Annotated in this window: 22 protein-coding genes and 1 pseudogene; 16 read left to right on the plus strand and 7 right to left on the minus strand. The window is 73.2% G+C overall.

Going from position 1 to position 23,606, the window contains the following annotated elements:
* Positions 1-4 precede the first annotated feature (4 nt).
* From ACFV9M_RS24330 to ACFV9M_RS24345, 4 genes are read left to right on the plus strand one after another with little or no spacing between them, the layout of a single operon-like run.
* A complete protein-coding gene (locus tag ACFV9M_RS24330; protein ID WP_385067302.1) occupies positions 5-928 on the plus strand; it encodes an ABC transporter permease in 924 nt (307 codons plus the stop codon).
* On the plus strand, positions 921-1,901 hold the full coding sequence (locus ACFV9M_RS24335) for an ABC transporter permease (RefSeq protein ID WP_385067300.1): 981 nt from the start codon (positions 921-923) through the stop codon (positions 1,899-1,901). Before ACFV9M_RS24330 ends, ACFV9M_RS24335 begins: the two co-directional genes overlap by 8 nt.
* 7 nt (positions 1,902-1,908) lie before the next feature.
* Positions 1,909-2,892, plus strand: coding sequence for an ABC transporter ATP-binding protein (locus ACFV9M_RS24340; RefSeq protein WP_385067297.1), 984 nt, complete (start codon positions 1,909-1,911; stop codon positions 2,890-2,892).
* A complete protein-coding gene (locus ACFV9M_RS24345) occupies positions 2,876-3,946 on the plus strand; it encodes an ABC transporter ATP-binding protein (protein ID WP_385067295.1) in 1,071 nt (356 codons plus the stop codon). Before ACFV9M_RS24340 ends, ACFV9M_RS24345 begins: the two co-directional genes overlap by 17 nt.
* A 150-nt stretch (positions 3,947-4,096) precedes the next feature.
* Here ACFV9M_RS24345 and ACFV9M_RS24350 read toward each other — a convergent pair whose 3' ends face one another.
* Positions 4,097-6,244 carry a prolyl oligopeptidase family serine peptidase gene (locus tag ACFV9M_RS24350; protein WP_385067293.1) on the minus strand — a complete coding sequence of 716 codons (2,148 nt, stop codon included), beginning with the start codon at positions 6,242-6,244 and terminating at the stop codon, positions 4,097-4,099.
* Positions 6,245-6,423: 179 nt separating this feature from the next.
* Between ACFV9M_RS24350 and ACFV9M_RS24355 the strand changes: the two genes are divergently transcribed.
* Entirely contained in the window at positions 6,424-6,618 is a 195-nt protein-coding gene (locus tag ACFV9M_RS24355; RefSeq protein ID WP_385067291.1) for a hypothetical protein, read from the plus strand.
* A 138-nt stretch (positions 6,619-6,756) separates the two neighbouring features.
* Here the strand turns inward: ACFV9M_RS24355 and ACFV9M_RS24360 are convergent, their stop codons facing one another.
* Positions 6,757-6,966, minus strand: a complete 210-nt coding sequence (locus ACFV9M_RS24360) for a DUF397 domain-containing protein (protein WP_385067289.1) — start codon at positions 6,964-6,966, stop codon at positions 6,757-6,759.
* A pseudogene (locus ACFV9M_RS24365) lies at positions 6,963-7,834 on the minus strand (helix-turn-helix domain-containing protein). The gene ACFV9M_RS24360 and the pseudogene ACFV9M_RS24365 overlap by 4 nt, the downstream one beginning before the upstream one ends.
* Positions 7,835-8,305: 471 nt before the next feature.
* Between ACFV9M_RS24365 and ACFV9M_RS24370 the strand changes: the two are divergent.
* The 9 genes from ACFV9M_RS24370 to ACFV9M_RS24410 all read left to right on the plus strand — a co-directional run bounded on the left by ACFV9M_RS24370 (position 8,306) and on the right by ACFV9M_RS24410 (position 17,827).
* Positions 8,306-9,181: a helix-turn-helix domain-containing protein gene (locus ACFV9M_RS24370; RefSeq protein ID WP_385067286.1), complete on the plus strand. Its 876-nt coding sequence runs from the start codon at positions 8,306-8,308 to the stop codon at positions 9,179-9,181.
* A 24-nt stretch (positions 9,182-9,205) separates the two neighbouring features.
* Entirely contained in the window at positions 9,206-10,087 is an 882-nt protein-coding gene (locus ACFV9M_RS24375) for a hypothetical protein (protein ID WP_385067283.1), read from the plus strand.
* A 184-nt stretch (positions 10,088-10,271) separates the two neighbouring features.
* The gene (gene mshB, locus ACFV9M_RS24380; RefSeq protein ID WP_385067280.1) at positions 10,272-11,141 is read left to right on the plus strand and encodes an N-acetyl-1-D-myo-inositol-2-amino-2-deoxy-alpha-D-glucopyranoside deacetylase; all 870 of its coding nucleotides are present in this window, start codon (positions 10,272-10,274) and stop codon (positions 11,139-11,141) included.
* Positions 11,141-11,551 (plus strand): DUF6113 family protein, encoded by a 411-nt coding sequence (locus tag ACFV9M_RS24385; protein WP_385067277.1) that lies wholly within the window; start codon positions 11,141-11,143, stop codon positions 11,549-11,551. Before mshB ends, ACFV9M_RS24385 begins: the two co-directional genes overlap by 1 nt.
* A gap of 154 nt (positions 11,552-11,705) precedes the next feature.
* Complete coding sequence (locus ACFV9M_RS24390) at positions 11,706-14,186, plus strand: hypothetical protein (RefSeq protein WP_385102523.1); 2,481 nt, start codon at positions 11,706-11,708, stop codon at positions 14,184-14,186.
* Between the two features lie 209 nt (positions 14,187-14,395).
* Complete coding sequence (locus ACFV9M_RS24395; RefSeq protein WP_385078874.1) at positions 14,396-15,310, plus strand: ABC transporter ATP-binding protein; 915 nt, start codon at positions 14,396-14,398, stop codon at positions 15,308-15,310.
* Positions 15,307-16,047 carry an ABC transporter permease gene (locus ACFV9M_RS24400; protein ID WP_385078875.1) on the plus strand — a complete coding sequence of 247 codons (741 nt, stop codon included), beginning with the start codon at positions 15,307-15,309 and terminating at the stop codon, positions 16,045-16,047. Before ACFV9M_RS24395 ends, ACFV9M_RS24400 begins: the two co-directional genes overlap by 4 nt.
* On the plus strand, positions 16,044-17,216 hold the full coding sequence (locus tag ACFV9M_RS24405) for a sensor histidine kinase (RefSeq protein WP_385078878.1): 1,173 nt from the start codon (positions 16,044-16,046) through the stop codon (positions 17,214-17,216). The genes ACFV9M_RS24400 and ACFV9M_RS24405 overlap by 4 nt, the downstream gene beginning before the upstream one ends.
* Positions 17,213-17,827 carry a response regulator gene (locus ACFV9M_RS24410; RefSeq protein WP_385078880.1) on the plus strand — a complete coding sequence of 205 codons (615 nt, stop codon included), beginning with the start codon at positions 17,213-17,215 and terminating at the stop codon, positions 17,825-17,827. Before ACFV9M_RS24405 ends, ACFV9M_RS24410 begins: the two co-directional genes overlap by 4 nt.
* 238 nt (positions 17,828-18,065) lie before the next feature.
* Here ACFV9M_RS24410 and ACFV9M_RS24415 read toward each other — a convergent pair whose 3' ends face one another.
* Positions 18,066-18,908, minus strand: coding sequence for a tetratricopeptide repeat protein (locus tag ACFV9M_RS24415; RefSeq protein WP_385078883.1), 843 nt, complete (start codon positions 18,906-18,908; stop codon positions 18,066-18,068).
* A complete protein-coding gene (locus ACFV9M_RS24420) occupies positions 18,905-19,921 on the minus strand; it encodes a GNAT family N-acetyltransferase (protein ID WP_385078886.1) in 1,017 nt (338 codons plus the stop codon). Before ACFV9M_RS24420 ends, ACFV9M_RS24415 begins: the two co-directional genes overlap by 4 nt.
* 141 nt (positions 19,922-20,062) lie before the next feature.
* On the opposite strand from ACFV9M_RS24420, the gene fdxA reads away from it, so the two are divergent.
* Both fdxA and ACFV9M_RS24430 read left to right on the plus strand, forming a co-directional pair.
* Complete coding sequence (gene fdxA, locus ACFV9M_RS24425; protein ID WP_385078888.1) at positions 20,063-20,383, plus strand: ferredoxin; 321 nt, start codon at positions 20,063-20,065, stop codon at positions 20,381-20,383.
* A 131-nt stretch (positions 20,384-20,514) separates the two neighbouring features.
* Positions 20,515-21,609 (plus strand): bifunctional succinyldiaminopimelate transaminase/glutamate-prephenate aminotransferase, encoded by a 1,095-nt coding sequence (locus tag ACFV9M_RS24430; protein WP_385078891.1) that lies wholly within the window; start codon positions 20,515-20,517, stop codon positions 21,607-21,609.
* A 175-nt stretch (positions 21,610-21,784) separates the two neighbouring features.
* Here the strand turns inward: ACFV9M_RS24430 and ACFV9M_RS24435 are convergent, their stop codons facing one another.
* Together ACFV9M_RS24435 and ACFV9M_RS24440 are read right to left on the minus strand one after the other, a co-directional pair.
* Positions 21,785-22,234, minus strand: coding sequence for an ATP-binding protein (locus ACFV9M_RS24435; RefSeq protein WP_385078894.1), 450 nt, complete (start codon positions 22,232-22,234; stop codon positions 21,785-21,787).
* Between the two features lie 343 nt (positions 22,235-22,577).
* The gene (locus ACFV9M_RS24440; RefSeq protein ID WP_385078896.1) at positions 22,578-23,603 is read right to left on the minus strand and encodes a heavy metal transporter; all 1,026 of its coding nucleotides are present in this window, start codon (positions 23,601-23,603) and stop codon (positions 22,578-22,580) included.
* Positions 23,604-23,606 lie beyond the last annotated feature (3 nt).

Raw genomic sequence — 23,606 nt, forward strand, 5'->3', positions numbered from 1 at the left:
CGCCATGGGGCGGTATGTGATCCGGCGCCTGCTCCAGATGGTCCCGGTGTTCGTCGGCGCCACCATGCTGATCTTCCTGATGGTGCACGTGATGGGCGACCCCATCGCGGGACTCTGCGGCGACCGCGAGTGCGACCCGGCCACCGCCGCCCAGCTCAGGAAGGAGTTCGGCCTCGACGAGCCGGTGTGGCGGCAGTACCTGACCTACATGGGGAACGTCTTCACCGGCGACTTCGGCACGGCGTTCAACGGCCAGCCGGTCACCGAGCTGATGGCGACGGCGTTCCCGGTCACCGTCCGGCTGACCGTCGTCGCGATCCTCTTCGAGATCGTCGTCGGCATCACCCTGGGCGTCGTCACGGGCCTGCGCCGGGGCAGGCCCGTGGACACCGGCGTCCTCCTCGTCACCCTCGTCGTCATCTCCGTCCCCACCTTCGTCACCGGCCTGCTGCTGCAACTGCTGCTCGGTGTGGAGTGGGGGTGGATCAAACCGTCGGTGTCCCCGGCGGCGACCTTCGACGAGCTGATCGTGCCGGGCCTGGTGCTGGCCTCGGTCTCCCTGGCCTACGTCACCCGCCTGACCCGCACCTCCATCGCGGAGAACAGACGCTCCGACTACGTCCGTACGGCCGTCGCCAAGGGACTGCCCCGGCACCGGGTCGTCACCCGGCACCTGCTGCGCAACTCCCTGATCCCCGTGGTCACCTTCATCGGCACCGACATCGGCGCCCTGATGGGCGGCGCCATCGTCACCGAGCGCATCTTCAACATCCACGGCGTCGGCTTCCAGCTCTACCAGGGCATCCTCCGCCAGAGCACCCAGACCGTGGTCGGCTTCGTGACCGTCCTGGTGCTGGTCTTCCTGGTGGCCAACCTGCTGGTCGACCTCCTGTACGCCGTGCTCGACCCGAGGATCCGCTATGCCTGAACAGACGTACGAGCCCGAGGGCGCGATCGCCGGGACCGGCATGGGCGGCGCGATGGACCTCGCGACGAGCGAGGGCGCGTCGCTGGAGAGGGCGCCGCGCGGCCCGGACGGCACCGGCCCCTCCGCCAGGCCGCGCTCCCTGTGGTCCGACGCCTGGCGGGACCTGCGCCGCAACCCCGTCTTCCTCCTCTCCGCCCTGGTCATCCTCTTCCTGGTCTTCGTCTCCCTGTGGCCCTCGGCGCTCGCCTCCGGCTCCCCCCTGACGTGCGACCTCGCCAAGGCCCAGGAAGGCTCCCAGCCGGGCGCTCCCTTCGGCTACGACGGACAGGGCTGCAACGTCTACACCAGGACCGTCTACGGCGCCCGTACGTCCGTCACGGTCGGCGTCCTGGCCACGCTGGGCGTCGCCGTCCTCGGCGGCGTGCTCGGCGGGCTCGCCGGGTTCTTCGGCGGGGTGGGGGACGCGGTCCTGTCCCGGATCACCGACGTCTTCTTCGCGATCCCCGTCGTCCTCGGCGGTCTGGTCCTGCTGTCCGTGGTGACCGGCGACACGCTCTGGCCGGTCATCGGGTTCATGGTGCTGCTCGGCTGGCCGCAGATCTCCCGGATCGCCCGCGGCTCGGTCATCACCGCCCGGCAGAACGACTACGTCCTGGCCGCCCGCGCCCTGGGCGCCTCGAACTCCCGGATCCTGCTGCGGCACATCGCGCCCAACGCCGTCGCCCCGGTGATCGTCGTGGCGACCATCGCGCTCGGCACGTACATCGCGCTGGAGGCGACCCTGTCCTACCTCGGCGTCGGCCTGAAACCGCCGACCGTCTCCTGGGGCATCGACATCTCCGCCGCCTCCCCCTACATCCGCAACGCCCCGCACGCCCTGCTGTGGCCCTCCGGCGCGCTGGCGGTCACCGTCCTCGCGTTCATCATGCTCGGCGACGCGGTGCGCGACGCCCTCGACCCGAAGCTGAGGTGACGGCGTCATGCTGCTCGACGTACGCGACCTGCACATCGAGTTCCGCCTTCGCGACGGCGTCGCGAAGGCCGTCAACGGCGTCAGCTACGGCGTCGACGCGGGCGAGACCCTCGCGGTGCTCGGCGAGTCCGGCTCCGGCAAGTCCGTCACCGCCCAGGCGGTCATGGGCATCCTCGACACCCCGCCCGGGCGGATCACCGGCGGCGAGATCCTCTTCCGCGGCCGGGACCTGCTGAAGCTGACGGAGGAGGAGCGCCGCGCGGTCCGGGGCGCGCAGCTGGCGATGATCTTCCAGGACGCGCTGTCCGCCCTCAACCCCGTGCTCTGCGTGGGCGACCAGCTCGGCGAGATGTTCGTCGTCCACCGGGGCCTGTCACGCAAGGACGCGCGGGCCCGCGCCGTCGAGCTGATGGACCGGGTACGCATCCCGGGGGCGAGGGAACGGCTCAGGGACTACCCGCACCAGTTCTCCGGCGGCATGCGCCAGCGCATCATGATCGCGATGGCGCTGGCCCTGGAACCGGCGCTCGTCATCGCCGACGAGCCGACCACCGCCCTCGACGTCACCGTGCAGGCCCAGGTCATGGACCTGCTCGCCGAGTTGCGGCGCGAGTACCGCATGGGCCTGATCCTCATCACGCACGACCTGGGCGTGGTCGCCGACGTCGCCGACCGCATCGCCGTGATGTACGCGGGCCGGATCGTGGAGTCGGCCCCGGTGCACGACCTCTACAAGGCGCCGGCCCACCCCTACACCCGGGGGCTGCTGGACTCCATCCCGCGCCTGGACCGCAAGGGCCGGGACCTCTACGCCATCAAGGGCCTGCCGCCCAACCTCATGGACATCCCGCCCGGCTGCCCCTTCCACCCGCGCTGCCCGATGGCCCGGGACGTGTGCCGGACCGACGTGCCGCCGCTGTACGCGGTGGACGAGCACAGGGGCAGCGCCTGCCACTTCTGGAGGGAGTGCCTGCATGGTGCCGACAGCTGAGCCGATCCTGGAGGTGAGCGGTCTCGTCAAGCACTATCCGCTCACCCGGGGCGTCCTCTTCAGGAAGCAGGTCGGCGCGGTGAAGGCCGTCGACGGCGTCGACTTCGCGCTCGGCCGGGGCGAGACCCTGGGCATCGTGGGGGAGTCGGGCTGCGGCAAGTCCACGGTCGCGAAGATGCTGGTGCACCTGGAGCGGCCGACGGCGGGCCGCATCCGGTACCGGGGCGAGGACGTCACCAGGCTGTCGGGCAGGGCCCTCAAGGCCGTCCGCCGCAACATCCAGATGGTCTTCCAGGACCCGTACACCTCCCTCAACCCGCGGATGACGGTCGGGGACATCGTCGGGGAGCCGTACGAGATCCACCCCGAGGCGGCCCCGAAGGGCGACCGGCGGCGGCGGGTGCGGGAGCTGCTGGACGTCGTGGGCCTCAACCCCGAGTACGTCAACCGCTATCCGCACCAGTTCTCCGGCGGCCAGCGCCAGCGCATCGGCATCGCGCGCGGGCTCGCCCTGCGCCCGGAGGTGATCGTCGCCGACGAGCCGGTCTCCGCGCTGGACGTGTCGGTCCAGGCCCAGGTGGTCAACCTCCTCGACCGGCTCCAGAGCGAGTTCGCGCTGTCGTACCTGTTCATCGCGCACGACCTGTCCGTCGTGCGCCACATCTCGGACCGGGTCGGGGTGATGTACCTCGGGCGGATCGTGGAGACCGGCAGCGACACCGAGATCTACGACCATCCCACCCACCCCTACACCCAGGCCCTGCTGTCGGCGGTGCCCGTGCCCGACCCCGAGGCGCGGGAGCGCCGGGAGCGGATCATCCTCTCGGGTGATGTGCCGTCCCCGACGAACATCCCCTCCGGCTGCCGCTTCCGCACCCGCTGCTGGAAGGCGCGGGAGCGGTGCGCGGTGGAGGTGCCGGCGCTCGCGGTCCCGGCGCGGTTCCGTGCCGTGGGCGGCCCCGCGGCCCACGACTCGGCCTGCCACTTCGCGGAGGAGGAGAACGTGGTTCCGCCGGAGCGGTCGCGCGGAGATCGTGCCCACGGAGGCGCATAGCGGCACATTTGTGCAGCAACCGCGTTAACACGCAGGCAACTTGGCCGACCCTGTTCCGATATACGGACGCGTCAGGCTGAACAGCGTACGGCCGTGCGGGTGCCGTGAAACGGGCCGGGAGCGCCATGTCTCCCGGCCCGTTGCCGTGTCTCAGCCGCCGAGGCGCCCGTCGGCGCCGCCCGTGAGGCCCAGGGACCGCTTGAGGAAGTCCACCTGGAGCAGCAGCAGGTTCTCCGCGACCTGTTCCTGCGGGGTGATGTGCGTGACCCCGGACAGCGGCAGCACCTCGTGCGGGCGGCCGGCGGCCAGCAGGGCGGAGGACAGGCGCAGGGCGTGGGCGACGACCACGTTGTCGTCGGCGAGACCGTGCACGATCATCAGCGGGCGGTGGGGGCCGGCGGCCGGCGCGGAGAGTCCCTCGTCGGTGACGAGCGAGTTGTGCGCGTACGTCCCGGCGGCCGTGGCCGGGTCGCCGAGGTACCGCTCGGTGTAGTGGGTGTCGTAGAGCCGCCAGTCGGTCACGGGGGCGCCCGCGACGGCCGCGTGGAAGACGTCCGGGCGGCGCAGCACCGCCAGGGCCGCCAGGTAGCCGCCGAAGGACCAGCCGCGGACCGCCACCCGGGACAGGTCCAGGGGGTGGCTCCGGGCCAGGTCCCGGAGCGCCTCGATCTGGTCGTCGAGGGCGACCGTGAAGTCCTGGTGGATCGCCTTCTCCCAGCCGGGGGAGCGGCCGGGCGTGCCCCGGCCGTCCGCGACGACCACCGCGAAGCCCTGGTCGGCGAACCACTGGGAGGTCAGGTGCGCGTTGTGCGCGGCGAGCACCCGGGGCCCGTGCGGCCCGCCGTAGGGGTCGAGGAGCACCGGCAGTGAGGTGTCACCGGGGTAGTCCGTAGGCATAAGCACGGCGCACGGGATTTTCCGTGCGCCCCCCTCGGTGAAGCGCACGCGGGGGGACAGACCGGGATCTTCCGCATACGACCGGACAGTCGCCACGGTCTTCCCGTCGCGCTGGACCAGTGCCCGGCTCCCCGGCCGGTCGGGCACCGCCGATACCATCACGGTCACGCCCCCCGAGCGCACCGCCGAGTGCACCCCCGGCTCCCGCGAGAGGCGCTCGACGCCGAGTTCGCCGACGCGGTAGACGTGCACCTCGCCCGTCTCCCGCGCCGCCGCGTCCTCCCCGGCCGACGCCGAGACCAGCACGTCGTCGGCCGTCACGTCCAGCACCGCCCGCACGTGCAGCTGCGCTCCCGTCAGCGGCCGGTCGCCGACCGCGAGGACCCGCGCACCGCCCTCGTCGGTGATTCGGACAAGTTGTCCCGACGGGCTCCAGCACGGCACTCCAGGGAAAAGATCAAGCCATTCTCGATCTTCGTCGGCGTGCACCATCCGGGTCGCCCCGGAGCCGGCGTCCACCGCCAGGTACACCTGAGTTCGCTGGTCGCGAGCCTGGACGAGCAGCAGTGGCGCACCCCCCGCTGACCAGTGCACTCGCGCCAGATACGGGTAGCGTGCACGGTCCCAGACGACCTCCGTGCGCACCCCGTCGAGGCCGAACACGAACAGCCGGACCTCCGCGTTGGCCGTCCCGGCAGCTGGATACGGCACGTGTTTTGGGTCACGTTTCGGATGGGCCGGATCGGAAATCCACCACCGTTCCACCGGCGTGTCGTCCACCCGCGCCACGAGCAGCCGGTCGGACTCCGGGGACCACCAGAACCCCCGCGAACGCCCCATCTCCTCCGCCGCGATGAACTCGGCCAATCCATAGGAAACCGGCTCCGACTCCGGTGCGGCGACCGCCCGGTCGCCCTCCCCCTCCGCACCCACCACCCGCAGCGCGCCCCGGGCGACGTATGCCACCAGCCGTCCGTCGGGGGAGGGGCGGGGGTCGACCACCGGCCCCGCGACGGGGAGTTCGCGCGCCGTACCGGCCCGCAGCTCCGCTGTGAAAAGCCGCCCTGACAAGGCAAAAGACGCCAACTCGACGGTCTCGTCGGTGGCGTAGCCGACGATGCCGGCGCCGCCCTCACGGCTGCGCTCGCGGCGTGCCCGCTCCTCGGGCGGGAGGTCCTCCGGGGCGCCGCCCAGGAGGGCGCGTGGGTCCGCCGCCACGCGCTCCCGGCCGTCCGCCGGATCGAGCACCCACAGTGCGTTCGCCCGGTCCGTGCCGGAGGACGAGCGGAGGAACACAACACGGGAGCCGTCGGGGGCCACCGTGAACGAACGCGGCGCGCCGAGCGTGAAACGCTGGGTGCGGGCGAGCCGCCGGGGGAAGGAGTCCGACTCGGTCGTCATACCCCGACCATATTGGCCATGCGCCCCCTTGTGCGGCTGTGCGCCACTCGATGCGCACGCACTCATAGTTATGATCACTAGCGCTGTGTGGGTATGAACCTGCTGGCAGTTGTACGGTTTTACGCGTTCCCCGCTCTGTACTTTCCCCCACGTTCCCGGGTTCTTGGAGGTGAGCCGCCGTGGCACTCTCGATTTCGGCGGTGGTGCTGCTGGCGATCATCGTCTTCTTGCTGATCAAGAAGTCAGGGCTGAAGGGCGGTCACGCGGTCGTCTGCATGCTGCTCGGCTTCTATCTCGCCTCCTCCACCATGGCGGGGACGATCAGCGATCTGACGACGAGCGTGGCAAGCATGATCGGCAGTATCAAGTTCTGACGCGCGTCGGCCCGTGGCTCCGGTGAGCGGTCGACCGGAGCCCGGCTCCGGTCGACTATTCCCGCGCCTTCCCCGGATCGGGGTCCGTAAGCCACCCGGCTTCGGGCGTTCTCCCCTCGGTCCGGGGCGAGCGGACCGTCAGCCCTCGGACGCGTACGGCACGAAGGCGGCCCAGGCTCCCGGCGAGAGCCGGAGGCGTGGTCCTTCGGTGTGCTTGGAGTCGCGGACGTGGATGGTGTCGGGGGTGGTGGCGATCTCGACGCAGTCGTTCGGGTTGCTGCTGTCGCTGTAACTGCTCTTGAACCACGCCAACGTGAACGCGTCTTCGGCAGAGTTCTTGCGGATCATGTCTCTCCCACCGGTTGCTCGACGAAGGCCGGTGACTCCCGTGTGGCCAGAGCCTCGCCCGGATGACGCCATAGCGCAGTTCAAGGATCCGGAGCTGCTTCGGGTCGTGGACGGGACGGCCGTTGAACTCGTCGGTTATGCGCCCAACTGCCGTGCCGTCCAGGAACTTCAGCACCTGGATCCGCCCTCCCGTCCCAGGGTGGTCCCAGCGGTCTGTCGGCATCATCTGAATGTCGACGTTCCTCAACAGCGAGGCCTCCAGCAGGTGTTCGAGCTGCCGGCGCCACACCATCTTGCCTCCGACCGGGCGCCTCAGCGTCGTCTCTTCCAGGATGAAGCTGAGTTCAGGGGCTGGTGAGCGCTCGTAGATCGCCTTCCTGGCCATGCGCGCCGCCACAGCCTGCTCCAGTTGGTCTTCGGGGGTCACCGGTCGCCGCGTCTTCAGCAGCGCCCGTGCGTACTCTTCCGTCTGTAGCAGACCGTGCAGATCGTGGTTGCCGTACGAGAGCAGCTCCGCGGCCTTTGCCTCCATCTCCGCCAACTGCCGGAGCTTCCTGGGGTACCGGACCTTCTCCACGTCCTCCTTCATCGCCGCCAGCAGTCCACCCGCCCCCAGCAGCTCGTCCGCCCTGTCCAGGAACTCCGGCCGGGGAATCCGCTTCCCGCCCTCGATCTTGTAGATCAGGTCCTCGCCGTACCCGAGGGCCTCCGCGAACTGGCCGGCGCGCATCCCCACGGCCTCGCGCCGCAGCCTGATCTGCCGTCCCACCGTGGCGACGACCGCGATGCCCCACTCGTCGTCGGGCTCCACCTCCCAGCCCGGCTCGTCCGCCTCGGCCGTGGGCCGGTCCAAGACCCGGCCGTCCACCTGCTGCGTCCCGCACCCCTCCGTCGTCCGAACGTGGCGCGACGCCCCTACCCGCACGGCAGCCCGAGACGGCCTTGACACGACCGGACAACCTCCGGACGGTCACCGTCCGCAATGGTGTCGTCACTCGTCACGGTAAGGGGGTGCGGCCGCTCCGGGTGACGCGATCCGGGGAACCGTCCACTCCGCATCCGCGTTCCGGCCGGAACCCGCGCCCTCGCGTTCCGGTGCCACGGGCGGCTTTTTCCAAGACCGACGATGGAGAAATCACCCCACCAAGCCCCACCCCTCCCGCCCGCCGGCGGGCTCTCACTCGCCCGAGTGAATATCGCCGATTGGGCTGGATTTGTGGGGCGTTGCCTGCCCTACTCTCAGCGCAACGCAGCACCACACCGCAGACATGAGACGGCCCTCGCCGGGCTGCAATCCCAAGGCGAGGGCCTGACCACCAAGGAAGTCGAGCCCTTCCCGATGGATACGCAGAACCCTAGCGTGCGCCCGCACGCCCGGTCCCGTCCTACCGCCGACAAACCCCCGAAACGGCGGCACTTCGGCGGTCTCGTCCACGACAACGCCCGCCGCACCACCCGCTTCACGGTGATCGGCAACCATCTCGCCCAGCACAGGGAACTGTCCCTCCTGGCCATCGGGCTGGCCGTGTACATCCAGTCCCTGCCCAAGGGCGCCCGCGTCGACATCAAGTCCCTCGTCGCGCGCTTCCCCGAGGGCGCGACCCGTATCGCCGCCGCCCTGCGCGAACTGGAGGCCCACGGCTACCTCCGTCGCGAGCGCGAGCGCATCCCCGACGGCCGCATCGTCACCCGTACGGTCTCCTGCAACCAGCCCGGCCACCACCGCCGTACCGCTGCGGTCGCCACCGAGCACACCCCGAGGACGGTCCCCGCCGGGCCGAGGCCGTCCGCGCCCCGCAAGGCCCTCCCCGACGTGCCGCGCCCCTCGCACCCCTACCCCAAGCTCCTCGAAGCGGCGACCGACCTCCTCGCCGGTCTCCGCCGCCACGACTCCCGCCTCCTCCTCTCCGCCTGCGACACGGCCCACCTGGCCCCCGGTGTCGCCGCCTGGCTGGAGCGGGACGTCAGCCCCACCGCCGTACGCCAGGCCCTCTCCGCCGACCTGCCGCCCGAGGGCCTCCGTCGTCCCGCTGCCTTCCTGGCCCACCGCCTCACGGCCCTGATGCCGCCCCTGCCTCCGTACGGCGCCTCCGTCGTCCCGCCGCCGGCCGTCCGGCACCCCCTGCGGAACTGCGACGGCTGCGACCGAGGCTTCCGCGGGCCCGAACCAGGCCCCTGCCGCGACTGCCGAGCGCGGTCGGCAGTGGCCGTCTGAAGACCGAACAAGCAAAGGAACCGCATGGTCAACTCGTCCCACGAGGCGATGCACCGCATCTTCCAGGAGTACCCCGGCCTGTTCACGGGTGTCTCCAAGGTGCTCGGCCTCCCCTCCATCCAGCCCACGTCCGTGACAGTTCTGCCCACCGATGTCACGGAGACTCGGCCTGTCGAACGTCGTGTCGACACACTGCTGCGACTCGACGGCGACGCCCCGATCCTTCTGGCCGTCGAAGCCCAGAGTGCGAAGGACCCGGACAAAGCCGCCAGCTGGGCGTACTACCTGTCCTTCCTGTACGCCAAGTACAAGATCCCGCCCCTGTTGCTCGTGGTCTGCCAGGATCGGGCCACAGCCGAGTGGGCTGCCCGGCCCGTGTCCATCGGACCCGGCTGGTGGGCCGCGCTGACGCTGCGCCCGCTCGTGGCCGGGCCGCACAACATGCCCTTCATCACCGACCCGGAGGAGGCCGGCGCCGACCTCGCACTGGCCACCCTGTGCGCCATCACGCACGCGAAGGATCGCGACGTGAATGGGATACTGAAGGCCCTGTCCACCGCTCTGCAGGACGTGCCCGAGACCGTCGCCGACCCCATTATCGAACTCACCACACGAGGCCTGGACAGCGTGCGCCGGGCCGCGGAAATCTGGAGGACCCTGGTGGCCGTGGACCTTTCCTTCTACAAGTCGTCCATCTCCGAAGAGATCCGTGACGAGGGGCGTGCCCAGGGGCGTGCGGAGGACATCCTGCTCGTCCTGGAGGCGCGGGGCCTGAACGTCCCCGAGGGGACCCGCGAGCGCATCGCCGGCTGCGACGACCCCGACCTCCTGCGCCAGTGGCTCACCCGTGCCGTCACCGTCCCGTCCGCCGAGGACATCTTCGTGAAGCCGGACGGCGTCGCCTGATCCTCCCGGTGAGCCGTCGCTCCCGCCCCGGCGGGGCGCGGCGGCTCCCCGAGGCAGCCGTGAACGACACCATCGGGACGGAATGAGCGCCTCGCGCTCGCCATCGCCCCCGTACGCGGCGGCGCGGCGGGAGTCGGCCGGGTAGGCGGCCGGGGACGGGTGTCCGCCTCGTAGGGTTGGGCCCATGACGGAACTGCCCGCTCGACGTCTGCTGCTGGTGCACGCGCACCCGGACGACGAGTCGATCAACAACGGCGCGACCATGGCCGGGTACGCGGCCGACGGGGCGCACGTGGCCCTGGTCACCTGCACCCTCGGTGAACGCGGCGAGGTCATCCCGCCGGAGCTGCGGCACCTCACCGGCGCCGCCCTCGGTGAGCACCGCCTGCGCGAGCTGCGGGCCGCCACGGCGGAGCTCGGCGTGCACGACGTCCGGCTGCTCGGCGGCGCCGGCCGCTTCGCCGACTCCGGGATGATGGGCATCCCCGACAACGACGACCCCGGCTGCTTCTGGCAGGCCGACGTCGACGGCGCCGCCGCCCTGCTCGCCGAGGTGATCCTGGAGCTGCGCCCCCAGGTGCTCGTCGCCTACGACGACGACGGCGGCTACGGCCACCCCGACCACATCCAGGCCCACCGCGTCGCCATGCGCGCCGTGGAGCGGGCCGCCGACGCCGGCTGGAGCGTCCCCAAGGTCTACTGGAACCGCGTCCCGCGCTCCGTCGCCGAGGCCGCCTTCGACCGGCTCCGGGACGAGCTGCCCGGCCTGCCCTTCCCCGAGAGCGCGACGGTCGGGGACGTCCCCGGCGTCGTCGACGACGAGCGGATCACCACCGAGATCGACGGCACCGCCCACGCCGCCGCCAAGGCCGCCGCGATGCGTGCGCACGCCACCCAGATCGAGGTCGCCCCCGACGGGCGCTCCTTCGCGCTCTCCAACGAGCTCGCACAACCCCTGTTCACCACCGAGTACTACGAACTGGTGCGCGGCGGTCCGGCGGCGGGCCCCGGCCGGGAGACCGACCTGTTCGCCGGCGTCGGGGAGGAGGCCTGATGTCCGGTCACGGCTCCCCGCTCGCCCAGCCGCTGCGTCCGCCCTCCGCCGGACGGGCCGCCGCCTACCTGGGCCTGCTGCTGCTCGGCGCGGTCACCGGCGCCGCCGGGGCGCTCGTCCAGTCCGGCTGGTTCCCGGGCGGACTGCTGCTCGCGCTCGCGGGCGCCGCCGGCCTCTTCCTCGGCGGGGCGCGCGCCCTCCGCGGCCGGGGCGGGGCCGTCGCCCCCGCCGCGGGCTGGATGATCGCCGTCGTCCTGCTCACCACGGCCCGCCCCGAAGGCGACTTCATGTTCGGCGCGGGAGGCGGCTCCTACCTCTTCCTGCTCGGCGGTATGGCGCTGGCTGTGATCTGCGCCACCCTTGCTCCGGGACGGCAACCGGTCGGCGACGACGTCCGACTTGACAAGTGACGTACCGCTTCGCCGTACCAGGGCCGTGCGGGTCCGGTGCGGGTTTCGGTGGCGGTCGTGGGATAAGCGCCAGAAGTGGCCAGTATGGTGGTGCGCGCCGCCGGGCCGCCTCTGAGGTCGTGGCGGGCGGCGGAGCCAACCTGGAGAACCTGCCTTGAGTCGTGAAACTGACAGTCCGTCCTCCGGGCCCCACGGGCGCGGCGGAGCCGCATACCCCTCGGGCACGCCGCCCTACGGCACCCCGGTGGTGGCCGACGGCGGTGCGGACGCGGGCCGTTCGGCCGCGCAGCCGGAGGAACGCAAGACCGAGACCACGCTGACGACCCGGATCCGGATCAACATCCCCGGGTCGCGGCCCATTCCGCCGGTCGTCGTGCGCAAGCCCGTGGCGGACGCCGAGGGCGCGGGCGACGGCGGTGCCGACGCGCAGCCGCAGGGCTCCGCCGCGGAAGCGGGCGCCCCGGCGGCGTCCGCGGCCGCCGGGAAAGGGAGTTCCGCGTCCGCCGCGAGCGCCGCCGAACAGCCCGCCGCGCAGGCGACGGCGACCGGGGAGAAGACCAGCGACTGGTTCGCGCCGCGCAAGTCCGCGCCGGGCAAGCCCGGTCAGGGCGGCGGCCCGGCCAACGGGGCCGCGGCCGCGGGCGGTTCGCCCGCGGGCGCCAACGGCGCCGCGGGCGGCGGCGCCCCGCGTCCGGCCGGACCCGGTGCCGGCGCGCCCGGTGGCGCGCGTCCGGGCTCCGGGCGGCCCGGTGGTGCCGGCGGCCCGATGAGCACGCCGGGCGCCCCCCGCTCCGGCGGTGCGAACGGCGCCGGGCTGCCCGGTGGTGCCACCGGCGGTCCGGTGGCTCCGGGGCACGGCGGCGGCACCGGCTCCTTCGACGTGACCGAGGCGCTCGCCGCGGGCCCGCTGGCGGGCGGTACGCGTCCGGGGCAGGGCGGCGGCACCGAGCCGCGCCGCGACGACCTGCCGTACGTCCCGGACGACGGCGGCGGCCGGAACGGCTACGCCCCGGCGAACGGCCAGGGCGGCGTCCCCGGCGCGGCGGGTGTTCCGGGTGTTCCGGGCGCGCCGGCCGGTGCGCCCGGCGGGCCGAACGGCTTCACCGGCGCGGACGCCCCCGGCGGGCCGAGGGACTTCAGCGGTCCGGGCGGCGGTGGCCGCGGGGGCAGGAGCGGCCCGCAGGGCCCCGCCGGCCCGACCGGCGGCCCGGTCACCGGCGACGGCCCGATGATCCCGCCGATGAACGGCACGGCGCCCGGCGCCGCCACCGGCACGGTGGGCGCCCCCCGCGCTCCCCAGGCACCCGGCGGCCCCGGCGGCCCTGGCGTGCCCGGCGGTCCCGGCGCGCAGGCGGGTCCGGGCGGTCCCGGTGGCCTGGGCGTGCAGGGCGGCCCCGGCACCGGGCCGCTCTTCCCCGGTGGCGGTCTCAGCGACGACACCGCGATCCTCACCCCGCAGCAGCCGGCCCCCGAGCCGGGCCCGGGCGGCGGCTACGGCCGTCATGACAACGTCTCCGGCCAGACCGTCACCAGCGGCATCCCGGTCGTGCCCCCAGGCGGCCAGGGCGCCGGTCCCGGCGGGCCGTTCGCGCCCGGCGCGCACCCCGACGGGCCGCTGCCGCACACCCCGCCGCAGCAGACCGAGCCGGCCGCGCAGAGCACGCCCGCCGCCGGCTCGAAGAAGAAAAAGAAGAAGGGCCGCAGCAAGCTGGTCCTGCTCGGCGGCCTGATCGTCGTCGGCGCCGCCGGCGCCTACGGGGCCGGCCTGCTGATGAACCACTCCGACGTGCCCAAGGGCACCACCGTGCTCGGCGTGGACATCGGCGGCGGCACCCGTGACGACGCCGTCAAGAAGCTGGACAGCGCCTTCGACACCCGGGTGAACCAGGCGCTGAAGCTGTCCGTGGACGGCGGCACCGTCACCCTGAAGCCGGACCAGGCGGGCCTCCAGTTCGACATGCAGGCCACGGTCGACGAGGCGGCCCACAGCGACTACAACCCCGTCTCGGTGATCGGCTCGCTGTTCGGGCAGCAGCGCGTGGTCGAGCCGGTCATGCCGGTCGACGAGGAGAAGCTCCAGGCCGCCCTGGAGAGCGCCGCGGGCGGCTCCGGCTCGGCCACCGACGGCTCGATCACGTTCAAGGCGGGCAAGGCCGTCGCCGTCTACGGCAAGGCCGGCAAGGGCATCGACGCGACCCAGGCCGAGACGGCCGTCGTGGCCGCCTACCGGGCCCTGGTGGAGAACGGCACCACCGCACCGGTGAAGGTCCCGACGACCACCAAGCAGCCGACGGTCACCGACGCCGAGGTCGACCGGATGATGAAGGAGTTCGCCGAACCGGCGATGTCCGGCACCGTCACGGTCCAGACCGACGCGGCGCACAGCGTCGCCTTCAGCCCCGAGAACTCCCTCTGGAAGTTCCTCGAGGTCAAGGCCGTCGACGGCAAGCTCGTCGACAGCTACGACGAGGCGGCGCTGAAGGAGCTGTACGGCGGCACCTTCGACGGCGTCAAGATCACCCGCGCCACCGGCCAGAAGACCGATGTCACCGTCCAGGACGTCATCGGAGCCCTGCGCCTGGCGCTGAAGAGCACCACCGACCGGGTCGGGGTCATCGAGACCGACCCGAGCTGACGCACCACCTCCGCGAGGGGCACCCGGCACCACCGCCGGGTGCCCCTCGCGCGTCCCGGCCGGGAACGGCCTTGTCCGGGCCCGCCGGAGCACGAAACCCGCATGGCGCCACGCATGGCACCCGCACAGCGCCCGCATGACATCTGTCATGCGGCACTCCGGACGGCCGACACTGCCGCCGGCCGGGCCCCCGGCGCGACGATCGACGCATGACGACGACAACACCGGTGGTCGAGTTCGACCAGGTCGGCAAGGGCTTCGGGGACGTACGGGCGGTGGACGGCCTCAGTCTCACCCTGCACCCGGGGCAGACCGTGGCCCTGCTCGGGCCCAACGGGGCCGGCAAGTCCACCACCCTGGACCTCCTCCTCGGCCTGAAGGACGCCGACAGCGGCACCGTCCGCGTCCTCGGCACCAGCCCGCGCGAGGCGATCGTCGCCGGACGCGTCGGCGCGATGCTCCAGAGCGGGGGCCTGATGGACGGGGTCACCGTCGCCGAACTGGTCGCCCTCGCCTGCCGGCTGCACCCCCGGCCGCACCGGCCCGCCGACGTGATGGCCCGCGCGGGCCTCACCCGGATCGCCGACCGCAAGGCCGACAAGCTCTCCGGCGGCCAGGCCCAGCGCGTCCGCTTCGCCCTCGCCACCGCCGGGGACAGCGACCTGACCGTCCTGGACGAGCCCACCACCGGCATGGACGTCACCGCCCGGCGCGCGTTCTGGGCCACCATGCGCGAACAGGCCGAGCAGGGACGCACGGTCCTGTTCGCCACGCACTACCTGGAGGAGGCCGACGCGATCGCCGACCGCGTCCTCGTCCTGCACCGCGGCCGCCTGCTCGCCGACGGCACGGCCGCCGAGATCAAGGCGAGGGCCGGCGGCCGGCGGATCTCCTTCGACCTGCCCGACGGCCCGGTCGACGAGTCCGCCCTGCGCGCCCTGCCCCGCCTCACCGCCCTCACCGTCTCCGGCCGGACCGTCCGCATCCACTCCGCCGACGCCGACGCCACCGTCCACGCCCTCTACGGCCTCGGCCTGCGCCCCCGCAACCTGGAGGTCACCGGGCTCGGCCTGGAACAGGCCTTCGTCACCCTCACCGCCGCCGAGGAGGCACGCACCGCATGAACGCCCTGATCGCGCTGGAGCTCACCCGCGCCCTGCGCAACCGCAAGTTCCTGTTCTTCTCGGTGGTCTACCCGTCGGTCCTGTTCCTGCTCGTCGCGGGCGGCGCCGACAGCACCACCGAGATCGCCGGCACCGGCCTGACCCTGCCGACCTACATGATGGTCTCCATGGCCTCCTTCGGCGCCCTCACGGCCGTCCTGATGGGCAACAGCGAACGCATCGCCAAGGAGCGCGCGAGCGGCTGGGTACGGCAGCTGCGGCTGACGCCGCTGCCGGGCCGCGGCTACGTCCTCGCCAAGACCGCGAGCGCCGCCGTCGTCAGCCTGCCGTCCATCGTCGTCGTCCTCGCCGTCGCCGCCGTCGTGAAGGACGTACGCCTCGACGCCTGGCAGTGGTGCGCGCTCACCGGCGCCATCTGGGCCGGCAGCCTCGTCTTCGCGGCCCTCGGCGTCGCCCTCGGCTACCTCGCCACCGGTGACTCGGTCCGCCCGATCACGATGATCATCTACTTCGGGCTCTCCCTCCTCGGCGGCCTGTGGATGCCGACGACCAGCTTCCCGGCCTGGTTGCAGTCCCTCGCGAAGTGGGTGCCCACCCACGCGTACGCTGCCCTGGGGCAGGCCATCGAGCAGAGCCGGGCCCCTCGCGTCCAGGACATCGCGATCCTCGCCGTCTCCTTCGCCCTGTTCACCGGCGGAGCGGCCTGGCTGTACCGGAAGGACACGCTGAAGGCGTGAGAGGCATCGGCATCGGACAGCGTCCGGAGAACCGCCGGCAACGGCTCGTCAAGTCGCTGTGGACCGCCGTCTGGCTGGTGTACCTGAGCGCGCCCGTCACCGACCTCCTGCACGGCGGACACAGCGCGGGCGCCCAGGTCCTCGGCTGGACCGCCCTCGCCGCCTTCGTCGCGTCGTACCTGGTGCTGATCTTCCGCACCGGCCGCGGTGAGCGCAACGCCCTGGTCCTCGGCTCGCTCGGCGTCCTCGCGGCCCAGTCCACGGTCCTCGTGCTCGCCCTGGGCCGCGAATGGCTGGTCCTCTTCGTCTACGTCTCCATCGCCTCCGGTGCCGCCCTGCCCCCGCGCATGGCCCGCTGGACGATCCCGGCCGCCTGCGCGCTGATGGCGGTGCTCGCCTGCGCGGTGCCGGGCGGCCGGGCGTACCTGGCCGGGCTGCTCGTGCCGGCCCTGCTCGGCGGTTTCGCCATGACGGGCGTGCGCGAGCTCGTCCGCACCACCATCGCCCTGCGCGAGGCCCGCGCCACCGTCGCCCAGCTCGCCGCCAACGAGGAGCGGCTGCGCCTCGCCCGGGACCTGCACGACCTGCTGGGGCACTCGCTGTCACTGATCACGCTGAAGAGCGAGCTGGCCGGCCGGATGCTTCCGGACCGTCCCGACCAGGCCGCCCAGCAGGTCGCCGACATCGAGCAGGTCAGCCGGCAGGCTCTGGTCGACGTCCGGGAGGCCGTCACCGGCTACCGCCGCCCGCGCCTCGCCACGGAACTCGCCGGCGCCGGGGTCGCCCTCACCGCGGCCGGCGTCACCGCCCGCGTCCCCGCCGACCCCGATCTGGCCGACGTACTGGCCGGTGTGGCGGAGCAGAGCGAGTCCGCCCTCGCCTGGGCCCTGCGCGAGGCGGTCACCAACGTCGTCCGGCACAGCGGCGCCCGCCGCTGCACGGTGGAGCTCCTGCGCCGGCAGAGCCTCGACGGGCCCGTCCTCGAACTCGTCGTCGAGGACGACGGCTCCGGGGGCGCCGACGGCGGACCCGGCAACGGCCTGACCGGTCTGGGCGAACGCCTCCAGAAGGCGGGCGGCACCCTGGAGGCGGGCGGTACCAGGCACGGCTTCCGCCTGGTCGCCCGTGTCCCGGCGGACTTCCCGCCGAGCGTAGGATCCGGCGCATGAGCCGCACGATCAGGGTCCTTCTGGCGGAGGACCAGTCGATGGTCCGCGAGGCGCTCGCCGCCCTGCTCGGCCTCGAGGACGACATCGAGGTGGTCGTCCAGGTGGCACGCGGCGACGAGGTCCTCGCGGCCGCCCGCCGGCACGACGTCGACGTGGCCCTCCTCGACATCGAGATGCCGGGGGCGACGGGCATCGAGGCGGCGGCCCGGCTGCACACGGAGTTCCCCGGGATGAAGCTGGTCGTCCTCACCACCTTCGGCCGCCCCGGCTACCTGCGCAGCGCCATGGAGGCCGGCGCCGACGCCTTCCTCGTCAAGGACGCCCCCGCCGCCCGGCTCGCCGACGCCATCCGCACGGTCCTGACCGGCGAACGCGTCATCGACCCCGCCCTCGCGGCGGCGGCCCTCGCCGACGGCGCGAACCCGCTGACGGAGCGCGAGCGGGAGGTCCTGCGCGCGGCGGCCGACGGCTCGACCAACGCCGAACTGGCGGCGGCCCTGCACCTGTCCCAGGGCACGGTCCGCAACTACCTGTCCACAGCCATCCAGAAGCTGGCGGTGCGCAACCGCGCCGAGGCGGTGCGGACGGCGCGGGAGAAGGGCTGGCTGTGACGGGGGACCGGTCGGGAGGGGTGCTGGCTGTGACGGGGCCTGGCTGGGGGAGGCGCTGGCTGTGACGGGGCCTGGCTGGGGGAGGCGCTGGCTGTGACGGGGCCTGGCCGGGGGAGGTGGTGGCTGTGACGGCGGACCGGCCGGGGAGTTGCTGTCCGTCACGGCGGACCGGCCCGGAGGTGCCGGCCGTCACGGCGGGCCGGCCGGGACGGGCGGTCCCGGCGGTCCCGGCGCCGGGTCAGTTCATCAGGGCCCGCGCGGCCCGGGCCTCCTGCCGCACACGCGCGGCGGCGGCCTCGTCCACCACCTCCACCAGCCCCGCGTACTCCTCCAGCTCCGCCGCCCCGCCGAGGAAGTCCCCGCGCCGCACCAGCACCTGCCCCCGCTCGTAGCGCAACCGCGCCGGGTGGGACGGCACCAGCAGCGACAGCTCCACCGCCCACAGCGCCACGTCGGACCGCTCGGGCCGGGCAGCCGCCCACGACCGGATGTTGTTCAGGATGCGCATCACCACGTCCAGCGGTTCGGCCGGCGTCAGCATCGACGGCTCCAGCAGGGCCCCCGTCGCCCCGCCCACCAGCCGCTCCGCGTCACCGGCCGTGAGCACCCGGCCCCCGTCGAAGGGATCGACGAGCACCTGCCGCTCCAGGTCGCCGGGCGGCCCGAACCCCACCGCGAAGTGCCCCGGCAGGGCCACGCCGTACACCGGCGCCCCCGCCCTGCGCGCCACCTCCATCCACACCACGGACAGCAGGATCGGCAGCCCGCGCCGGCGCCGCAGCACCTCGTGCAGCAGCGAGGACTCCAGCAATCGGTAGTCCGCGGGGGAGCCGCGGAACCCGTACCGCTCACCCAGCAGCTCGCGCAGGGCCTCCGCCCACGCCCGCGGACCGCCCGGCCGGAACGGCACCTGCCCGGCCAGCGCGTCCAGCTCGACCTGGGCGGCGTCCAGACCGGCCTCGTCCAGCGCCCGGTCCGCCTCCGCCCCCATCAGCAGGCACAGCACGGACAGGTCGGGCCGCTCGGCCCGTGCCTCCTCACCGAACCGCCGCCGAGGTTCCCCCGGCTCCCACGCGTTCACGGCGCACCAGCCCCCGGCTCCCGGTAGTGGTGGTACGCGTGATGCGGCGCGAAGCCCAGCGCCTCGTACAGGGCGCGCGCCCCCGCGTTGTCGGTCTCCACCTGGAGCCAGGCGGCCGAGGCACCCTCGTCGAGCGCCCGCCCGGCCAGCGCGGCCATCACCACGGTGGCCAGCCCCCGCCGGCGCTGCCCCGGGTCCACCTCGACGGCGGCGAAGCCGGCCCACCGTCCGTCCACGACACACCGTCCGATGGCGGCCGGCGCCGCCCCCTGCTCGCCCGGCACGGACGCGAACCACACCGACGGCCCCCCGCCCAGCACCTTCAGGGCCACCTCGCTCACCCCCTTGCGCTGATACCGGCCGAGCCACGCCTCGTCGGCCTCCCGGGCGAGCGCCACGCCCGCCATGTCCTCGGCCGCCACCCGGTCGGCGACCGGCGCCAGGGCCCCGGTCCACAGCTCGGCGGTCACCTCCCGCACCCAGCCGCGCCGCTCCAGCTCCGCGCCCAGCAGTTCCTGGGTACCCTCGGCGCCGGTCGCGGTCTGCACGTAGGCGGGCAGGCCCCGCTCGCCGTACCAGCGGCGCACGGCGTCCAGCGCCGCGTCGAGCGGCAGGCCCGGGTCGCCGAGCGGGAGCACCGAGTTGGCCCGGCGGGTGAACCCGGAGGCGGCCCGCAGCTCCCACTGGCCGAGCCGCTCGCTCTCCACCGGCCGCCAGGCCCGGGAGGAGACCCGGGCGAGTTCCTCGTACGAGGCGGCCGGCCCCCGGCGCCGCGCCGGAGCGGCCGGCACGACCTTCCCGGCGACCAGAGAGGTCTCGTCAATACGGACGCTCTCCCCGCTCTTCCGTGTGATCACCAGCACACCGGCGTCCCATGATGTGAGAACACCCAGCGTGTCAGTGAATTTCCCCTCCGTCACGCCGGGCTCGCTCAAACGCCGTACAGAGACGCGTTTGCCCACGTCAGCGGCGGTGATGCGGACCTCGAGGCGTCCGGCGGCCGAGAATTCCACAGGTCGGTCCACCCCTCCTGTTCGGATCATGCCCAAGAACGGAGATACTAGGGGCGGGCATCGACGACGCCGCGCTCCCGCGCGCCAGGCGGCGGAGCCTGTGGGAGGCCCGCCAGCGCCCTATCGAGGAGGAACGACAGCGTGACCTACGTCATCGCGCAGCCTTGTGTCGACGTCAAGGACAAGGCGTGCATCGAGGAGTGCCCGGTCGACTGCATCTACGAGGGCTCCCGGTCCTTGTACATCCACCCGGACGAATGCGTCGACTGTGGTGCCTGTGAGCCGGTCTGCCCGGTCGAGGCGATCTTCTACGAGGACGACGTCCCGGACGAGTGGAAGGACTACTACAAGGCGAACGTCGAGTTCTTCGACGAGCTCGGTTCGCCCGGCGGCGCCAGCAAGCTGGGTCTGATCGAACGCGACCACCCCTTCGTCGCCGCGCTGCCGCCGCAGGCCGAGTAATACGCGAGCGGCCCGCACACCGTGCCGCCTCGGTCCCGTACGGCCCGATCGCCCGCGATCGCCGTACGGGGCCGAGGCGTTTGCCGTGACCGCGCCGTGCGGGCCGTACCGAGGAAAGTGAGCCAGTAACCGTGTCCGCAGTATCCGACCGCCTTCCGGTCTTCCCCTGGGACAAGCTGGAGCCGTACAAGAAGACGGCCGCCGCCCATCCGGACGGCATCGTCGACCTCTCCGTCGGCACCCCGGTCGACCCGGTCCCCGAGCTGATCCAGAAAGCGCTGATCGACGCGGCGGACTCCCCGGGCTACCCGACGGTCTGGGGCACCCCGGCCCTGCGTGACGCGATCACCGGCTGGCTGGAGCGCCGGCTGGGCGCCCGCGGGGTCACCCACCGCCACGTCCTGCCGATCGTCGGCTCCAAGGAACTGGTCGCCTGGCTCCCCACCCAGCTGGGCCTCGGCCCCGGCGACCGGGTCGCGTACCCGCGTCTGGCCTACCCGACGTACGAGGTGGGCGCCCGTCTCGCCCGCGCGGAGTACGAGGTCTACGACGACCCGACGGAGCTGGACCCGGCCGGCCTGAAGCTGCTCTGGCTGAACTCCCCGTCCAACCCCACGGGCCGGGTCCTGCCGAAGGACGAGCTGACCCGGATCGTGGCCTGGGCCCGTGACCACGGCGTCCTGGTCGTCTCCGACGAGTGCTACCTGGAGCTGGGCTGGGAGGCCGACCCGGTCTCGGTCCTCCACCCGGACGTCAACGGCGGCTCGTACGAGGGCGTCGTCGCGGTCCACTCCCTGTCGAAGCGGTCGAACCTGGCGGGCTACCGCGCGGCGTTCCTGGCGGGCGACCCGGCCGTCCTCGGCCCCCTGCTGGAGATCCGCAAGCACGGCGGCATGATGACGTCGGCGCCCACCCAGGCGGCGGTGGTGGCGGCCCTGGGCGACGACGAGCACGTCCGCGTCCAGCGCGAGCGCTACGCGTCCCGCCGCGCCCTTCTGCGCGACGCCCTCCTCGGCCACGGCTTCCGCATCGAGCACAGCGAGGCCAGCCTCTACCTGTGGGCCACCCGGGACGAGTCCTGCTGGGCCACGGTCGCCCACCTGGCCGACCTCGGCATCCTGGTGGCGCCGGGCGACTTCTACGGCCCCGCGGGTGGCGCGTTCGTACGCGTGGCGCTGACGGCGACGGACGAGCGGGTGCGGGCCGCGGTCGACCGCCTGGCCTGACCCGGCGTCGTGCCGCCGCGGCCGCACGGCGAAGGGCTCATGGCGAAGTGCGCACGGCGAAGGCCGCACGGCGAAGGGCTCATGGCGAAGTGCGCACGGCGAAGGCCGCACGGCGAAGGGGCCCGGGGAAGCACCCCGGACCCCGTCACGTCACCGGTCGTATCCGAAGGGGGTCTCAGCCGACGGGCAGGTCCTTCACCGGCAGCGTCTGCGCGCCCGGAAGACCGCCCTGGGTCAGGGACTCCGTCGGCAGGCCGCCCTTGGTGGCCGTCGACGCGGTGTCCCCGAGGATGTCCCCGGCCGAGCCGGCCGCCTCGCCGGCCGCCTTCTGGGCCGCCGGCGTCGTCTTCTTCACGGCCTTGCCGCCGGTCTTGCCCGCGGCCGGAACCGCCTGCTTGACCGCCTTGCCGCCGGTCTCACCCGCGGACTTGGTGACGGTCTGCGCCGCGCTGTCGACCGTGTTGCCGACGTTCGCCCCGTCCAGGGCGGTCAGGCCGCCGAGGTCCGGGGCGGCGGGCAGTCCGGGGGCCGCGCTGGCGGAGCCGGCCGCACCGACCCCGGCAGCCGCCCCGGCAGCGACGAGCAGCGCGGCACGGGCGATCCTGCGGGTCAGGGGGAGGGACATGATGCTCCTTCGACGGAGGAAACGAAAAACGGTGATGACGGCTGAATGTCCGCACCGGCCCGGCAGACGACCGACTGGCCGGCGGCCGCCGCCCGGGCTCGGGCGCAGTGACTACCGCTCGAGGCCCGTGAAGGTTGCGGACGGCCGACGTAAAGAGTTGGCAATGCGTCGCATTATCGGCTGCGGATGAAAACGGGCAAAAAGCGCCCGGTATGAAAGTCCGCCAAACCCCCGGAGCCCTTTGCTCCCAAGGGTTTTCGGGGATGCGGGAGTGACGGCGCGAAAACCTGACCACACGGCGGCCGCGAACGCCGTACACCACCCGTGCGGGTGAGGGCACGTACTACTGCGCGGTGACGATCCGCACGGCGCCGGTGCCTGCCCCGGCCGCCGAGCCCGCGGCCCCGGCCGCCTCCGTCCCGCCGCTCCTGGCGGCCCGCCACCGGGTGTCGGTGGTCCCGGCGATCCACTCCCGGCCGGCGTACGTGACGCGCTCGATGTGCAGGGCCGAGGCGTTGGCCACCGCCCAGTGCGCGAGCTGCCAGCCGCGCGCGGAGACACCGCGGCCGGCCGCGGTGCCGCCGGTGACGGGCAGGGTGACGGTCCGCCCGCTGGTCCGGGCCGCGGGCACGTCCGCCGTCTCCGTGGTGGCGGACGCCTCCTCGGTGCCGCCTTCCGTGCCGCTCTCGGTGTCGTCCTGCGCGTCCGCCTCCCGCAGCGCGTCCGTCCCGAAGTCCCGCAGCAGCGCCGCGCGCACCGCCTTCGGTCCCGTGGCGGTCGCGGTCTGCGGGAGTCCCTCGCAGGTCAGCGTGGCCGCGGAGGTACCGGTGAGCGCGGCGGCCAGCGCGGTGGCGTCCTCCTCGTGCTTGGCGTACGCCTCCGGGTAGCCGCTGCGCTGCACGCGCTGCGCGGCGACGGTCAGCGGCAGCTCGGTGTAGTCGGGTACCTCGGCGAGGTGTTCGTAGAAGACGGCGGCCGCGTACGAGGGGTCGGTGACCTCCGCCGCGGTCCCCCAGCCCTGCGAGGGCCGCTGCTGGAACAGGCCGAGCGAGTCCCGGTCCCCGTGGTCGAGATTGCGCAGCGCCGACTCCTGGAGCGCGGTCGCGAGCGCGATGGTCACGGCTTGCTCCGGCATGCCCCGGTTGGTCCCGACGGCCGCGATCGTGGCGGCGTTCACCGCCTGCTCCGGCGTGAACTCGAACGTCGTCCCGGCTCCCTCCGCGGAAACGACTCTGCACCCCGGGTCCCCCGCGCCACCGGTGACGTACTGGACCACGACATAGCCCGCGACGGCGGACAGGACCACACAGGCCGCCCCGAATCGGAGGAGGCGGCCGCGGCGCTTGGGGGAGGGCGACGGCTCTGGCACGCG

Source organism: Streptomyces sp. NPDC059895, assembly GCF_042731035.1.
Taxonomy (GTDB): domain Bacteria; phylum Actinomycetota; class Actinomycetes; order Streptomycetales; family Streptomycetaceae; genus Streptomyces.

Excerpts from the sequence above, each read along its gene's own strand:
- ACFV9M_RS24330 (WP_385067302.1), top strand. The coding sequence starts at position 5 with ATGGGGCGGTATGTGATCCGGCGCCTGCTCCAGATGGTCCCGGTGTTC.
- ACFV9M_RS24335 (WP_385067300.1), top strand. The coding sequence starts at position 921 with ATGCCTGAACAGACGTACGAGCCCGAGGGCGCGATCGCCGGGACCGGC.
- ACFV9M_RS24340 (WP_385067297.1), top strand. The coding sequence starts at position 1,909 with ATGCTGCTCGACGTACGCGACCTGCACATCGAGTTCCGCCTTCGCGAC.
- ACFV9M_RS24345 (WP_385067295.1), top strand. The coding sequence starts at position 2,876 with ATGGTGCCGACAGCTGAGCCGATCCTGGAGGTGAGCGGTCTCGTCAAG.
- ACFV9M_RS24350 (WP_385067293.1), bottom strand. The coding sequence starts at position 6,244 with ATGACGACCGAGTCGGACTCCTTCCCCCGGCGGCTCGCCCGCACCCAG.
- ACFV9M_RS24360 (WP_385067289.1), bottom strand. The coding sequence starts at position 6,966 with ATGATCCGCAAGAACTCTGCCGAAGACGCGTTCACGTTGGCGTGGTTC.
- ACFV9M_RS24370 (WP_385067286.1), top strand. The coding sequence starts at position 8,306 with ATGGATACGCAGAACCCTAGCGTGCGCCCGCACGCCCGGTCCCGTCCT.
- ACFV9M_RS24375 (WP_385067283.1), top strand. The coding sequence starts at position 9,206 with ATGGTCAACTCGTCCCACGAGGCGATGCACCGCATCTTCCAGGAGTAC.
- mshB (WP_385067280.1), top strand. The coding sequence starts at position 10,272 with ATGACGGAACTGCCCGCTCGACGTCTGCTGCTGGTGCACGCGCACCCG.
- ACFV9M_RS24385 (WP_385067277.1), top strand. The coding sequence starts at position 11,141 with ATGTCCGGTCACGGCTCCCCGCTCGCCCAGCCGCTGCGTCCGCCCTCC.
- ACFV9M_RS24395 (WP_385078874.1), top strand. The coding sequence starts at position 14,396 with ATGACGACGACAACACCGGTGGTCGAGTTCGACCAGGTCGGCAAGGGC.
- ACFV9M_RS24400 (WP_385078875.1), top strand. The coding sequence starts at position 15,307 with ATGAACGCCCTGATCGCGCTGGAGCTCACCCGCGCCCTGCGCAACCGC.
- ACFV9M_RS24410 (WP_385078880.1), top strand. The coding sequence starts at position 17,213 with ATGAGCCGCACGATCAGGGTCCTTCTGGCGGAGGACCAGTCGATGGTC.
- ACFV9M_RS24435 (WP_385078894.1), bottom strand. The coding sequence starts at position 22,234 with ATGTCCCTCCCCCTGACCCGCAGGATCGCCCGTGCCGCGCTGCTCGTC.